Genomic DNA, 14,710 nt, shown 5'->3' on the forward strand with positions numbered 1-14,710 from the left:
CCTTATTCTAATCCACGGAAATAGTCCGTGTCAATCTCACGGTAGGGTTGAATATCCTGAACATACTCCAGCACTCCTTGGAATTCTCCGTTTTCATCGTGCACTGCCGCGTAGGTGATGTGGACAAACTTACCTCGTGACTCAGACTTGAACCACATTTCATACTTGTCTTTGCTTCCCTCACGAAGCCCCTTCATGATGGTCTTGACCTTGTCCAAGTACTTAGGCGGATGGCAAAGTTCAACATTACGCCCGACTTGGGACGGTGTCCGTTTGAAAATCATATCATCAGCTGGCGTATTGTCATTGTAATACTGGAAAATATCATCTTTATTGACAAAGGTAATCTCCATGGGAAGGTGATTGAGGATGAGGTTGGCCTGCTCGACCGAGAGATAGCCATTGCCAAAAGCCTGTTGACTATGGCGGTCCAGCACTGTTTCCTTTTCCTTAGGGGTAAAGGTAATGGTGAACTGTCCTTCTGGCGTATCGATAACTTGCTGAACTTGGCCTTCTGTCGTATCTAGTTGTACGGGCTCCTCTGCACTCTTTTCCTCAACAAAACTCTGTCTTTCTGGCACCCATTTCTCAGACGGACGAATGATAGCATATCCATAGGCATCGCTCTCCTCCGCAATCTGAAGCCAGTCATCCTGAGTAAAGGATTCAAGGAGAATCATAAGAAGGATGGACTCTTCCTTGAAAATCATACTGTCAAACTCTGTCGCAAAGGCTTCAAAATCTTCCTTTACAGTGCTAATCGGCACTTCTGGTAGTGACTTGGCTGTCGCTAAAGCTGTTTGAAAGAGTTCCCTGATCTGATCATCCACTCCCCACATAACTTTAGGAGGTGAATCGTGACCATAGCGCTCCATGATGGGGAAAAAGAGCTCTTCCTTGCGCTGGTAGTGGATGTCAAATTGACCTACAAGTCCCATCTGACGCACCAAGCCCTTGCGCATCTCCGCCAGCATTTCCTCGTCTTCCATAGATTCATAAGTATCTAACAATCTCCGAATGCGAATCAAGGCCGCACGGAGGGCCAGATTTTCTTCCTTAAAGACCCGAACTGGGTGACCTGGATGCTCGGTATCTGCAACTTCGACATCCTTAACAACATTTTTAAAAAGATTGGCATGAACATCACAGAGTTCCATGACATCTTCAAAGGTAACACCTGAGTCTGAGTTCATCAGCTCGTGCTCCATGAGGGAAATCTCGATGGCTGAGACACCCGCAAAGGTCGCATCAAAACGCTCCTGAACCGACTCAGGAGAGGCACCATTGTGCAATTCTAACAAAATATCCCGCAGGACATGAATCCGTTCATCTGCCATTAGTCTAACCCAATCACTTCGTAGCCGTTTGCTTCCAGCGTGCGGACAATCTTGTCCATAGGAGTTCCTTCCAGCTTAGAACCTTGTTTGAGTGATACTTTACGACCAACAGTATTGCGCATCAAGGGATTGGCAAGGGGTTTAAAACCAAGCTCCACTAGGATTTCCAAGACTTCTGGATGCTTGTCCACTACTTCTGCAACAGGAATTGACACATCGATGATATTGTCCATGATGACCTCCATTGTATGTTCTAAAATGATTTTACTGCTTATATTATACCATATGGAGAGAGATTAAAAAACTAGCAGTGGAGTTCCTGCTAGTTCTCTGCGACTTGAATTACGACCTAAAAAAGTTTAAAGAGCCAATCCAATATTTTAAATAATAGCTTGTAAAACAGCAATTGGACTGCAAAAGAGATGATCATCCACAGGAATTTCATAATTCCAATAATCGGTTTGATAAAAATAATGGCAAGAAGTCCCCAGAAAAATTTCATTCTCTCTCCTCTGGCTTGATGAGCCACCGAGCCGTATCCATTAGCTTGTCTGCAATAAAGAGTTTCCCAAAACCGACAACGGCATTATCATCTTTCTTTATCGTTTTCATTACTTTTACACCTTGCATGGTCAAAATGTAATTACCATAAATTTTAGCAAAAGCTTTGATAGGCCCCATATTATCTTCCCTCGTTTAACTACACTTTCAAAATATTGAAGATACCAGTCTTGCTGGCTATTTCTGTGAAATTTACTCTTTTCATTTCCTATAATATCATACAAGTTGAATTTTATAAGGCTTTTTAATAATGTTTAACTCTGGAAAGATTCTGCCAGCATGTTTATTGCCTTTTCCTCCACCAAAAAAGAGGGTTGCCCCTCTTCTTAGTTCTTATCCAGATTGCGTAGCATTTCGTCAATCTTGTTTCCATATTCGATGGATTCGTCTTTGACGAAAGTCAAATCTGGGATTTTGTACAATTTCAAATTGCGACCAAGTTCACGTTTGATAGTACCAGTTGCTTTTTCAAGCCCGATTTGAGCTTTTTGATTATCTGAAGCAAGGTTACTCAAAATGGTGTAGTAAACCTTGGCAACGGACAAGTCACCTAGCATCTGAACATCTGTAATGGTCACACCTTGGACACGCGGATCACGGACTTTCTTTTGCAAAATCTCATTGACTTCACGCTTGATTTCCATGCCCACACGGTCCGTACGGAAATGATTTGCCATGATATTCCTTTCTCTACTTTGAACCAAAAGCTAGGCCAGCAGACCTAGCTATTTTTAAACTTCTTGATTTTCAGTTCAAATTGAAACGAAGTTCAATTTGAAATCATCTGCTTCTTTCGCCGTGGTGAAAGTGATGGAACTGATTTATCAGTCCCATCACAGGGGATTTTTGAGACTCTAGGCTCAAAAATAAGCAATGAAACCATCGGTTTGCTTGCGTCCCTCACCACCTAAGAAAGGAGCAAAAATCTTATCTTTTAATTTCTTCCATGACGTAGGCCTCAATCACATCATCCATCTTGATATCATTGTAGCCGTCGATCATCAATCCACCTTCACGACCGTTTGTAACTTCTTTGACGTCGTCTTTGTAGTGTTTCAAGCTTGCGAGTTCGCCATCATAGATAACAACACCATCACGAATAACACGGACTTTAGAGTCACGGGTAACCTTACCGTTGATAACCATGAATCCACCGATAGTTCCCACTTTAGACACCTTGAAGGTTTCACGGATAACTGCTTCACCGATAACTTTTTCTTCGAATTCTGGATCAAGCATCCCTTTCATGGCTTCTTCCATCTCTTCGATAACCTTGTAGATAATGCTGTGGAGACGGATTTCCACATCGTCAGCTTCTGCTTGTTGACGAGCTTGTGGTGTAGGGCGTACGTTGAAACCAACGATAAAAGCATTTGAAGCTTCAGCAAGGGTCACGTCTGATTCGTTGATTGCACCGACCGCTGAGTGGACGATGGTAACTTTAACACCTTCCACATCGATTTTCTGAAGTGAGGCAGAAAGGGCTTCAACAGAACCTTGTACGTCGGCCTTGATAATAACGTTAACTGATTTGAGTTCACCAGCTTTAAGCGTATCAAAGAGGTTTTCAAGGCTGACACGTTGGGTAGCTTGACGTTGTTTCATAAGGGCACGTTTGGCACGTTCTTCACCAGCCGCACGCGCAGATTTTTCATCCTCGTAAACAGCAAAGTGGTCACCCGCCATCGGTGCTTCGTTCAAACCTGTGATTGAAACTGGTGTTGATGGCCCTGCAACCTTAACACGACGACCAAGGTCGTTGGTCATAGCACGGACACGACCGAAGGTATTTCCGACAACGATTGGGTCTTGAACATTCAAGGTACCTTGTTGAACAAGAAGGGTTGCTACCGCACCTTTTCCTTTATCCAAGCGAGCTTCGATAACTGTACCAATCGCACGAACTGTTGGGTCTGCCTTGAGTTCTTGGATTTCAGCCACAAGAAGGACTGTTTCCAACAATTCTTCGATGTTTTGGTTGAATTTAGCTGAGATTTCAACAAATTCAGAATCTCCACCCCAAGCAGTTGACATAACTCCATGCTCTGCCAATTCACCGATAACGCGTTCTGGGTTGGCACCTGGTTTATCAATCTTGTTGATAGCTACGATAATTGGAACGTTAGCCGCTTTTGAGTGGTTGATGGCTTCAATTGTCTGAGGCATAACCCCGTCATCTGCCGCTACGACCAAGATCGTAATATCGGTAACAGAAGCACCACGCGCACGCATAGATGTAAAGGCCGCGTGTCCTGGTGTATCAAGGAAGGTAATCTTCTTACCATTTTCCACGATTTGGTAGGCACCGATATGCTGAGTGATACCACCTGCTTCACCTGTCGCAACACGAGAGTTACGAAGGGTATCTAAGAGTGTTGTTTTACCATGGTCAACGTGTCCCATGATGGTTACAACTGGTGGGCGCTCAACCAATTCATCTTCATTGAGATAACCATCTTCGACAAAGAAACGTTCGATGTCGGCATTATCCACTTCAACCTTTTGTTTGGCTTCAATACCATAATCCACCATGAGGAGTTCAATTGTTTCCCCATCCAAGGATTGGTTTTGTGTGGCCATGACACCCATCATGAAAAGTTTCTTAACGATTTCAGCTGGTTCACGTTTGATACGTTTTGCGATTTCCGCAACGGTCATACCATCTGTATATTCAAATTCTGTTGGCAATTCATGGAATTTACGCTCCGTAACAGGTTTTGGAGTCTGATTGCGGTTGTTCTTGTTATTGCCTTTTTTGTTCTTTTTGTTGTTATTCCAGTTACTATTCTTTTGATTTCTCACTTGATTTTGACTACTTCGATTCTTTTGTTGTTTTCTAGGACCATCTTCTTCGTGATCATAATCATCACGTTCTTTGTCTGGTCGGGCTTGTTTTTTACGACGTGTATCCACTGCAGGTTCTTTTTTCTCAGGGACGACTTCAACCACTGCTTGAACTTGCTGTGCTTGTTGCGCTTGTTCAGCTAACTTAGCCGCTTCTTCAAAGATTTCCTCTGGTTCCTTGCGTTTGTTAGCTTGAGCCAAGGCTTCTTTGGCAGCCTGATACTGCTTGAAGCGTTCCTCACTTGAACGAGCGTACTCTGCATTTTGCTCTGCTTTGAGGGCTGCTGCACGGGCTTTGAAGTCAATACGTGGAGCCGCTTGATTTGGACGTTTGTCCTCTTGTTGACGGCGCTCATTTCCACGATTTTGCTGACCTTGCTGTTTCTTAGCTTGGTCATTAAAGCGACGATTGTCGCGGTTGCCTTGAGCTTGTTTTCCACCATTACGGTTATCATTCTTTTGATGATTTCCCTTTTGTTGGTCACGGTTATTGCCCTTATTTTGCTTGCGTCGTTCTGCCTGCTCTTTGGCACGGGCTTCACGTTCAGCCTTGAAATTACGGCTTTGTGGTTTAGCTGCTACTTTTTCTGTTTTAGGAGCAACTGGCTCAGCCGCTTTTGCCTCTTCCTTGGCTACAGCTGGTTTAGCTGGCTCAGATTTTTCGGTTTTCTTTTCTGCACTTGCTTTTGGTGCTACAGGTTTTGCTTCTGTTTTCGGAGCAGCAGGCTTAAAGCTAGCAGCGATTTTTGCAGCGACAGCTTCTTCCACACTTGATGAGTGGCTTTTCACATCCAAGCCCAACTCTTTTGCACGCGCTACAACTTCTTTACTTTCTTTTCCAAGTTCTTTTGCGATTTCGTACAATCTTTTCTTAGACAAATCATGTCCTCCTCTTCTATTCCATAAGAGACCTCATTTTCTTTGTAAATCCAGCATCTGTTACAGCCAAAACCTTTCTCGATTTTCCGACTGCTATGCTTAATTCCAGTGTTGAAAACACGGTTACAATTTCTACTTGATAATACTGACTTTTATCTTGAATCTTCTTGGTCAGATTGGGGCCAGCATCATGGGCTAGAAAGACCAACTTGGCCTTGCCGTCTTGAATGGCCTTGACCACCAATTCTTCACCCGATATGATCCGGCCTGCTCGCTGAGCAAGTCCCAAGAGATTGCTTATCTTTTGCTTATTCAAGTCCTAACTCTCTTCTTTTCACTTTGTGATCCACATAAGCGATCAACTCGTCATAAAAGTTTTCTTCCACTTCCATGTTAAAGCTGCGGTTAAAGACCTTCTTCTTTTTCGCCTCTAGGGCTTCTGCATTGTCTAGCTTGATATAAGCGCCGCGGCCATTGGCCTTGCCTGTCGGATCGATAAAGACTTGTCCTTCCTTGTTTTTGACAATGCGGAGCAAATCACGCTTATCAATCACTTCATTGGACACAACAGACTTGCGCAAAGGGATTTTTCTCGTTTTCATCTTTCCCTCCTCTAGCAGCTTTTATTCTTCTACAGTATCGTTTTCTGCTTCCAAATCTACCGAACCAGCTTCTTCCATGGCTTCAAATTCGCTAGCAGACTTGATATCGATACGGTAACCAGTCAAGTGAGCTGCCAAGCGAACGTTTTGCCCACGACGACCGATAGCAAGAGAAAGCTTGTTATCAGGAACAACCACCAAGGCACGTTTGCTGTCGTTTTCATCAAAGATAACTTGGTCAACTTCAGCAGGAGCGATGGCATTGTAGATAAATTCAGCTGGATCTGCTACCCACTCGATAACGTCGATATTTTCTTCGATGGGCACCATACGGTCGCTCTTAGCATCATAGCGAGCTGGGTGGAATTTGCTAGTGATTTTCTTGATGTTAGCTCCACCACGTCCAACGATTGTACCGATAGCGTCCACGTTTGGATTATGGCTACGAACAGCAACCTTAGTACGGTCACCTGCTTCACGAGCCACGCTCATGATTTCAACAGTTCCATCATAAACTTCTGGAATTTCTTGCTCCATCAAACGTTTGATCATTTCTGGATGGCTACGGCTAACAAAGACGTTGACACCACGAGGGTTGTCTTCAACCTTGTAAACATAAACTTCAATACGATCATGAGAAGCAAAAACTTCACCAGGAATTTGGTCTTGTTTTGACAATTGGGCTTCGATGCTGCCGAGGTTGACATAGATAAAGCGGTTGTCAAAGCGTTCTACTGTACCAGACATGATTTCTTGCTCATGTTCTTTGTAAGTATTGTAAGTGATGGCACGTGTTTGCTTGCGCATTTTTTCCATGATGGTTTGTTTGGCAGATTGAGCTGCTACACGACCAAACTCAGCAGGTGCTTCTTCAAACTTGATCTTGTCACCAAGCTCGTAGGCTGAATTAATGGCAAGAGCATCTTTCAAGCTGATTTCCAAACGGCTATCAAAGACTTCATCCACAACTTCACGAACAGTATAGACTGTGAAATCACCTGTTTTTTCATTGAAATCAATAGCTACGCTGTCTGATTGACCATAGCGTCTGCGATAAGCGGAACGAAGCGACTCTACTACTGCGTCGATGATGTCTTCTTTTTTGATTCCCTTGTCTTCTTCCAAAATGCGGAAGGCCTCTAGCATTTCTTTACTCATGTTTTCTTCACTTTTGAATCCTCAAAAGCTATCCTTTCTTTTTCTATAATTTTACTGCTAAACGTGCTTTTGATACTAAACTGTATGGAATTTGGACCGTTTTCTTACGCGTCTTGTCCATATATTCCATGATCAACTCGTCCTCTTCAAAGGCCAACAAGGTTCCTTCAAAGACCTTTTGCTTATCGATGGCTTGGTAGAGCCCGACATGAATGTATTTCCCAACCGCTCCAGCAACGGCATCCTTGGTTTTTAAAGGACGTTCCAAGCCTGGACTGGTGATTTCTAGGAAATATTGTTCTGGGAAGGGATCTGGCTTGATGGTGTCTAAGACAGGACTGATAATTTCTGTCAAGTCTGCCGTGTCGTTCAAGGTAATTCCTTCAGGTTTATCTACAAAAATACTGAGAATCATGTCACTGCCAATCTTTCCATACTCGATATCCACGAGTTCGAAAGGTGCTTGGATGACAGGTTCTACAACTTCTCTGACTAATTCTACGATTGTTGCGATTGCGTCCACCTCCTCATAAGCAAGAGGCGAAGATATTTCCCCGCCTCTCTTTTCATATTCTTACTCTTAGTATAGCACGTTTGCCAGCTTATGTAAAGCAAAAGCACTTATACAGCCTGATTTCAGGCTATTTCTTAAAATTCTGCCTCAACACGGTAGATAACTTGCCCCTTGTTGGAGAATTTTTGCTCGTATTCTGTCATGACATTGCCTTCAAAATCACTGGCATGTAAATCAAGCCAGACACCATTGAGCTTCATGCCATACTGAGAAAAGCTCACTAAACTGTACTCAAACAAGCCACGATTATCCGTCTTGAAATGAATTTCTCCATTTTCAGGCAAGATACGTTTGAAGGTATCCAAGAAGGTCTTGTAGGTCAAACGACGCTTTTCATGGCGTTTTTTAGGCCAAGGATCTGAAAAGTTCAGATACAAACGATCAATCTCACCGTCTTCAAAGTAGTCAGTCAAGTCAGAACCATCTACCCACAAGAGCTTGATATTAGGCACTCCAACTTCAAGCACCTTGTCCAAAGCGTAGCTCAAAACAGACTTTTGAATATCAATCCCGATATAGTTGATGTCAGGGTTTTGCTTGGCCATACCCGAAACAAAGGCACCCTTTCCACTTCCAACTTCCACATGAATGGGATTATCATTACCAAACAAGTCCCGCCATTTTCCCTTGGCTTCCAAGGGATTGAGGACCACATACTGGGGATTTGCCTCTAGTAATTCTGTCGCCCCTTTACGATTTCTAACTCTCATCTTCTCTTTCCATACTTGTCTCGGAAGTGGCGCAAGCCATGAATCTCCCGATTGACATTTTCTAAATCTTGGTTCATATAATACTTGGAAATCTGGCTCAAATAAGACAATTGACCGTACCAATACAATTTATTTAATACCGTTTGATTGTACTTGTAACCGTAGTAGGTCAACCATTCCTTCCACTGATGTTCTGGAATATAATGGCAGAGCATATGGGCCACATCAAACATGCGGTCGGTCAAACGAACCGAATCCCAATCTACCAAATAAATCAAGCCACTGTCTGTCTCAATCCAATTACTATGTCGTACATCTCCATGGACAATGGTCGCATGGTCCTCTCTAAATCCTGGAATAGTCTGACGTAAATCAGCCATCACTTCACTGATAAAATGATTTTTACGCAAAGCATCTGGAGCTGTTTCTTGCCAAGACTGTAGTAAATCTACAGGTGTTTCCATGGCATATCCCAAACGACTCAACTGTGTCATCAAAGGACGTGAGCGATGTAGGCGAGTTAAAATATTGACGATTTGCTTACGATTCATATCATAGGGGGTCAATATCTTGCCTGTCAACCATTCTTGAGCACACATATCACGCCCATCTGCCAAACGGCGACTCCATAATAATTGTGGAGCAATTTGTTCTCTAGCTAGACCAGGTAGGATTGGAGAGGTGTTCATTTTTACAAAGATACGCTTTCCATCAGGATAGCTACCCATATAAGCCTTGCCACTTTTCCCAGGTATGGGAGTCAGTGTTAGCTCATTATCACCCAAATCCATTTCTTTCCTCCGTATAAAGTTTCCTTACTATTCTACTAGTTTTTGGGCTATTCGTCAACCGCTCCAGACCTGATTCTCAAAGAAAAGCCTCTGGATTGGCTTGGGTATCATTATAGAAAGAAAAAGGCAAGCACCGTCTTCTGCTTACCTTTTCATGATTTTTATAAATAATATAAGAGTGGCCAAGCATTGTAAAACATGTGAACTAGAGTAGAAACCCATAGGTTTTGGCTCTTTTTATAAGCAAAGCCCAGTAACAAGCCCCCAAGTAGATAAAAAATAAACGAAGGGACATTAGAAGGTCCATGCATGAAAGAAAAGAGAGAGGAAGTTAGCACAAGCCCTAACCAAGAATTGTCAAAAACGGCACCTTGAAGAAGTCCTCTGAAAATGAGTTCCTCCTGGATGGGTCCAAAAACTGAGGAAGTCAAAATCAAAGACAGAGAAATTCCTCTGCTGACTTCCGATAAGTGTTGAACTCCTGCGCCAGAAGAAACAGCAAAGAAATGAATATAAACCAGCGTCTCAAGCACACTTAGAAGAAAGATTGCAATGAAAAGTAAAAGTTGTTTCTTGCTTAACATCCCAAAAGAAATCATATCAAACTTTCTAGCATAAGCAACACTCAGCGAGGTTACTAGAAGACTTACAATAATCAATTCAGATTCATTTTGAAAAAAATCCCCATGGTTAATCGTATAAGGAACTGTAATGACGATTAGTAGTACTAAAAATCCAAAACACAAGGCATGAAATTTATCAAAAAACTCCATAAAACTATCCTCCTCAACAAACTTCCCTACTTTTTATAATACTTCAAGCCCCACATGAGCAGAAGCATGATAAGCAAGCAAAGAATAGCCCCAATTTAGGCAATTAATTGCTGATAGAATTCCCCTGCTGTGATACCTCTATACAAACAAATAATAGACATAAAACCTGTCAAGCCGATATACATGAGTTGATTGGTTCTAGGACTAACCAAATCATCATTTACTTATATTTAAGAGTATCTCTTTTATGTTAGTGTATGTTAACACTAAAAAACAAGTTAGGCCAATAATATTTAAAATGAATAATAACGGGGTTAAATCTCTAAAAAAATTATCCACTGACACTACAAGAAATACTATACATATTATAGTCGAAACTATCTTTTTCTTATCCATAATTATTTACTCCTTTCCTAACAAATCCAGCTTATCAATCAAGAGCGATTTTTAACAGAATGTAGCAGCACCCGTTGCAACTTTGACAATTTCAGTATAGCACTATTTGTTAAAGTTTTTCATCCAAATCTTGAGCTGTCATCGAAACATCTTGAATTGCAAAAACTTCATTAGCCCCTACTTTTTATAATACTTCAAGCCCCAAATGAGTAGAAGCATAATAATCAAGCAGAGAATAGCGCCAATATAGGCAATTAGTTGTTGGTAAGATTCTCCTGCTGTGACACCTCTATACAAACAAATAATAGACATAAAACCTGTCAAGCCGATGAACATGAGTTGATTGGTTCTAGGACTAACCAAATCATCATCTTCAAACTTTCTTATCCTCATTTCCCTAGTGAGATAAACAGTGACCAAAATAGAAGCCAAGTTAATAACCACTAAAAGAAATTGGAAAACCAAGGAAAAATTTAAAAACTGACGAGATAGAAATAGATAAGTAGAGACAAGTAAAGGCAACTGACCTAGGAACAATCTCGTAAGGAAGATGTTCCGTTTTTTAGCAAGAAAAGTTTTCATTTCTTTGCTCCTTTCTTTTTAGTTAAAGCAAAATAGATCACAACCGCAATCATATAGGCTATGGTATAAAATAGATGATACCAAATACTCTCCCTAAGCGGATAAAGAAGGGTAGACATGATCAGATATAGAACGAAAATAATCAGTATTTTTTTCTTCATAAAATTTCCTCCTAAATGTATGCTTTATCTTAGTTTAGCTACAACCTTTACACTGCTAGTATAGCACTCATTTTATCCTTGGAACACTCAAATCATAAATGGTCATCAAAACATCTTGAATTGTAAAAAATTTAAAAAGCAAGCATGAAAAACATACTTGCCCTAGGGAAATTTAACAACGTAAAGATCTAACTATTCACCCTTACTTCCGTCTGTTCTGATAGATTCTCATGATTGCAACCAGGATACAGGCTGTCCCACCTGCCAAAACCAGGAGGGTAATGATAATGTTGAGGATTTCAGGCGTACTCCCTATTCTGTTGATAAGACGGAGTAGGGAAATAACTGTCAACTGAATCAGGAGTATTGATTCTACTCTTACCATTGAAGTAAGTCTGTTTTCAACTGCATATAAAAAGGCTGGTAGCATAACACAGGCTATAGCAATCACAAACAGATTGCTCCCTGTTTCTTCTCCCTTATTCACCACGGAAATCATGAGAAGATTCGATGCTATAATCAACGTAGAACAGATGATAAAAAAGGATTTCTTATTCATTTATGATACCTCACATACTATAGTATTTTGTTTCGAACCCAAGAAATATTCTTCAAACTACTGCAACACCATCTCGCCGTAAAGCAGTACTGTCTATAACTAGTTTCCTAGTTTTCTTCAAATACTGATTTTTTATTGAAGACAAGAATGGGAAGCTCATTAACCATTATAGCAAAAAATAATGATAATATATATTATTTTTCGGTTTATGAATGATATTCGTTATTTTGGCAAGGAGAAAGTTCTTTGTTCAATTCAAGATGTTTCAATAACCATTCAAGATTTGGATGAAATTTTTTTAAAAACAGTGCTATACTAAACTTGTCACATTTGTAACACAGCAAAAATCTATATTCGGAGGCAAGTAATCATGAAGAGTAAGATTTATTACATATCCAATATTTTTTATGGAATATTACTATTTTCTATTGGATTAACATCAAAAGTATTTATTTTTAGCAGTTTAATGTCCATAACTTTAATAACTCTATCTATAATAGGATTGTTAAAAACTAAAAATAAAAAGTAGATATAGCAAAATTAATTTTCAAAAATTAGAAACCTCTCCCTATAATTGATGATAGAGAAAATTATTTTATACAAGCAATTTACTGTAACTCAAAACTACTTTAATTAACTATTCAGCCATACAGACCGAGAAACAAGAACTCTCGGTCTTATTTTTTATCATTCTGTATGTATCACAGTAAGCACCTGACGAAAGATTTGATTTTGGCAGGTGGTATTGAGACTGGTATTGGGATGGCTTTCCACAATTTTCATAACGGTATAGAGACCAACTCCTCTCTCCTCCCCTTTAGAACTGGCTCCAAAGGAGAAAATCTCAGAAATATCGATGCCCTCTTCTTTGATGGAATTTTCGATGATAAAGGTCTCCTGTGCCCCATTTTTTAAAAAGGCGATTGAAACATGAGGTTGACTAGCCTCTGCACTGGCTTCAATAGCGTTGTCACAAAGGATAGACACAATGGTTAGAAAGTCAAGTAAGCTCATCCCCTCTACCTGAATCTCCTCTGGAACTTCGACATTAAAGACTATGTTCTTATCTCTGGCTTTTAGAAATTTCCCTGCTAGGAGACTTTTGAGGGCTTTATCACGAATATTCACCAATCGTCCAAGATCATATTTATTGTCCTGCAATTTCTCACTGGAATCTTTTAAGACCGAGTCGTAGACCTCTTTTATCTGCTCCATATCCTCCTCTTCAATGCCCAGACGTAAGCTGGTCAAGAGGTTGGTATAATCATGACGAAAGCTCCGTACTTCTTTGTAAAGCTCCTCTATATGCCGACTATATCGCTCCATATCTCTGTAGCGCAAGGCCTGTTCTTGGTCCAATCTCTCATGGAGTTTGTCCTTCAAATAGGTATCCAATTTCTTAATAATTCCCATAAAAAAGAGCAAGTAAAAGACTAGGATGAGATGGCGAACAGTCTTTGATTGAATCCCCTGTTCATATTCAAAGTAAGACAGATTTTGTATCACCAAATAGTAAGCCCCCATTATCCAGTTAATCTTAGTAAGGGACTTTTGAAAAGCTTTATCTAGAATCTCCCTTCTCAAGTTAGTGAAATCATAGTCTAACCATTTCAAAAAGGCTAGAGAAATGAAGAAATTGAAAATTATTATACACAACCAAATCAAAGAGTAATCATCATGTACTTGCTCTTGTCCCAAAAATGGAAGCACAAAATAAGAAATACCTCTATAAAAGAGATTCACCAATATCATTGGAAAGAGACCATAAAAGAAAAGGAGTTTTTTAGGAAGCCCTCTTAACAATAAGAAAGACAAGCCTATACCGTACAAGGGTTCCGTAAAATAAGATAGGTAAGTATTTCCTACTATATAGTTAATCGTTACAAAAACGACTGCTAAAAGTAACTTAAAAAGAAAAGCTTTAAAAAATCTCTCCAGAGTTAGAACAATTCCATCCACCTTAAAAAATATAAACAATTCCAATCCAACTATCAAAAATGTATATACTATCTTCCAAACTATTTCCATTACATTACCTCACTTAGTGTAAGTTATTGATAGCCTCAGACACTTCCCTGACCTTATAACGCGCTATCATACAGCTTCCACCATTGGGAAAGAAAAGGAGTTTTTCTTTCTTATCCAAACGAACCACATTGGCAGGATTGATGAGAAATGAGCGGTGGCACTGCAAGAGACGGGGCTCCTGCTTGAAAACCTCCTCTAAACTCGCTGTAAATTCCAGCCTATCTGTCTTGGTATAGAGAATAACACGATGGGCTCTGGGCGATGTTTCGAGATAGTAGACCTCTTTAAAAGGATACTGGAATTGGGCAAATTTTGATTTAAAGTAAAAACAATCTTCCGCCAGACTTTTACTATCTTGACTATTGGCATAGAGGAGGGCTGTCTCGATACGAGATTCAAACTCCTCTGCTGACAAGGCCTTATCAATGTAGTCCAGAGCAGACACTTGGTAGCGAAAGGACAGGGGCATAAACTCTGAGTGAGTCGTCACAAAGACAATCAGGGCATAGGGGTCTCGATCCCGAATCTTTCTAGCCACTTCCAGACCCTTCATCTCCTCATTTCGAATCTCAATATCCAAAAAGAATAGCTGATGGGCTCCCTTCTCATGCACCTCTGACAGCAGCTGGTCTGGTTTGCCAAAAACTTTAAAAGAGCTGGGAGTGATATGATGTTCCTTCAAGAGTTTCTCAATCGTCGTTTCAATCCTAGTCTGCTGGGAAAAATCATCTTCTAAAACAAATATTCTCATCTTC

General features: G+C 40.6%; 16 protein-coding genes and 1 pseudogene. All 17 read right to left on the reverse strand.

Annotated features, from left to right (window positions below):
- Positions 1-2 precede the first annotated feature (2 nt).
- Entirely contained in the window at positions 3-1,337 is a 1,335-nt protein-coding gene (locus tag ACLNCW_RS08330) for a DUF438 domain-containing protein (RefSeq protein WP_424845990.1), read from the reverse strand.
- Positions 1,337-1,570, reverse strand: a complete 234-nt coding sequence (locus tag ACLNCW_RS08335) for a DUF1858 domain-containing protein (protein WP_000368739.1) — start codon at positions 1,568-1,570, stop codon at positions 1,337-1,339. Before ACLNCW_RS08335 ends, ACLNCW_RS08330 begins: the two co-directional genes overlap by 1 nt.
- Positions 1,571-1,835: 265 nt before the next feature.
- Positions 1,836-2,018, reverse strand: a complete 183-nt coding sequence (locus ACLNCW_RS08340; protein ID WP_238096208.1) for a hypothetical protein — start codon at positions 2,016-2,018, stop codon at positions 1,836-1,838.
- Positions 2,019-2,224: 206 nt separating this feature from the next.
- The gene (rbfA, locus tag ACLNCW_RS08345) at positions 2,225-2,575 is read right to left on the reverse strand and encodes a 30S ribosome-binding factor RbfA (RefSeq protein ID WP_001273601.1); all 351 of its coding nucleotides are present in this window, start codon (positions 2,573-2,575) and stop codon (positions 2,225-2,227) included.
- Positions 2,576-2,825: 250 nt separating this feature from the next.
- The gene (infB, locus tag ACLNCW_RS08350) at positions 2,826-5,621 is read right to left on the reverse strand and encodes a translation initiation factor IF-2 (protein WP_424845992.1); all 2,796 of its coding nucleotides are present in this window, start codon (positions 5,619-5,621) and stop codon (positions 2,826-2,828) included.
- Positions 5,622-5,637: 16 nt separating this feature from the next.
- Positions 5,638-5,937, reverse strand: a complete 300-nt coding sequence (locus tag ACLNCW_RS08355) for a YlxQ-related RNA-binding protein (RefSeq protein WP_033684789.1) — start codon at positions 5,935-5,937, stop codon at positions 5,638-5,640.
- On the reverse strand, positions 5,930-6,223 hold the full coding sequence (rnpM, locus tag ACLNCW_RS08360; RefSeq protein WP_000857559.1) for an RNase P modulator RnpM: 294 nt from the start codon (positions 6,221-6,223) through the stop codon (positions 5,930-5,932). The genes ACLNCW_RS08355 and rnpM overlap by 8 nt, the downstream gene beginning before the upstream one ends.
- 21 nt (positions 6,224-6,244) lie before the next feature.
- A complete protein-coding gene (nusA, locus tag ACLNCW_RS08365; RefSeq protein ID WP_000032285.1) occupies positions 6,245-7,381 on the reverse strand; it encodes a transcription termination factor NusA in 1,137 nt (378 codons plus the stop codon).
- Between the two features lie 43 nt (positions 7,382-7,424).
- A complete protein-coding gene (gene rimP / locus ACLNCW_RS08370; protein ID WP_125454612.1) occupies positions 7,425-7,904 on the reverse strand; it encodes a ribosome maturation factor RimP in 480 nt (159 codons plus the stop codon).
- A 125-nt stretch (positions 7,905-8,029) separates the two neighbouring features.
- Entirely contained in the window at positions 8,030-8,665 is a 636-nt protein-coding gene (trmB, locus tag ACLNCW_RS08375; RefSeq protein WP_001266094.1) for a tRNA (guanosine(46)-N7)-methyltransferase TrmB, read from the reverse strand.
- Positions 8,662-9,456 carry a cell cycle regulator CcrZ gene (ccrZ, locus tag ACLNCW_RS08380; protein WP_000362999.1) on the reverse strand — a complete coding sequence of 265 codons (795 nt, stop codon included), beginning with the start codon at positions 9,454-9,456 and terminating at the stop codon, positions 8,662-8,664. The genes trmB and ccrZ overlap by 4 nt, the downstream gene beginning before the upstream one ends.
- A 161-nt stretch (positions 9,457-9,617) precedes the next feature.
- The gene (locus ACLNCW_RS08385) at positions 9,618-10,229 is read right to left on the reverse strand and encodes a CPBP family intramembrane metalloprotease (protein ID WP_261020665.1); all 612 of its coding nucleotides are present in this window, start codon (positions 10,227-10,229) and stop codon (positions 9,618-9,620) included.
- A gap of 26 nt (positions 10,230-10,255) precedes the next feature.
- A pseudogene (locus ACLNCW_RS08390) lies at positions 10,256-10,450 on the reverse strand (hypothetical protein); the annotation flags it as partial.
- Positions 10,451-10,802: 352 nt separating this feature from the next.
- Positions 10,803-11,207: a hypothetical protein gene (locus tag ACLNCW_RS08395; RefSeq protein ID WP_020902196.1), complete on the reverse strand. Its 405-nt coding sequence runs from the start codon at positions 11,205-11,207 to the stop codon at positions 10,803-10,805.
- A 363-nt stretch (positions 11,208-11,570) separates the two neighbouring features.
- The gene (locus ACLNCW_RS08400; RefSeq protein WP_153209250.1) at positions 11,571-11,927 is read right to left on the reverse strand and encodes a hypothetical protein; all 357 of its coding nucleotides are present in this window, start codon (positions 11,925-11,927) and stop codon (positions 11,571-11,573) included.
- 687 nt (positions 11,928-12,614) lie between these two features.
- Positions 12,615-13,955: a sensor histidine kinase gene (locus tag ACLNCW_RS08405; RefSeq protein ID WP_125454616.1), complete on the reverse strand. Its 1,341-nt coding sequence runs from the start codon at positions 13,953-13,955 to the stop codon at positions 12,615-12,617.
- A gap of 13 nt (positions 13,956-13,968) precedes the next feature.
- Entirely contained in the window at positions 13,969-14,706 is a 738-nt protein-coding gene (locus tag ACLNCW_RS08410; protein WP_125454617.1) for a response regulator transcription factor, read from the reverse strand.
- Positions 14,707-14,710: the final 4 nt, after the last annotated feature.

Source organism: Streptococcus sp. CL6.22 (genome assembly GCF_049738055.1).
GTDB lineage: Bacteria > Bacillota > Bacilli > Lactobacillales > Streptococcaceae > Streptococcus > Streptococcus mitis_DJ.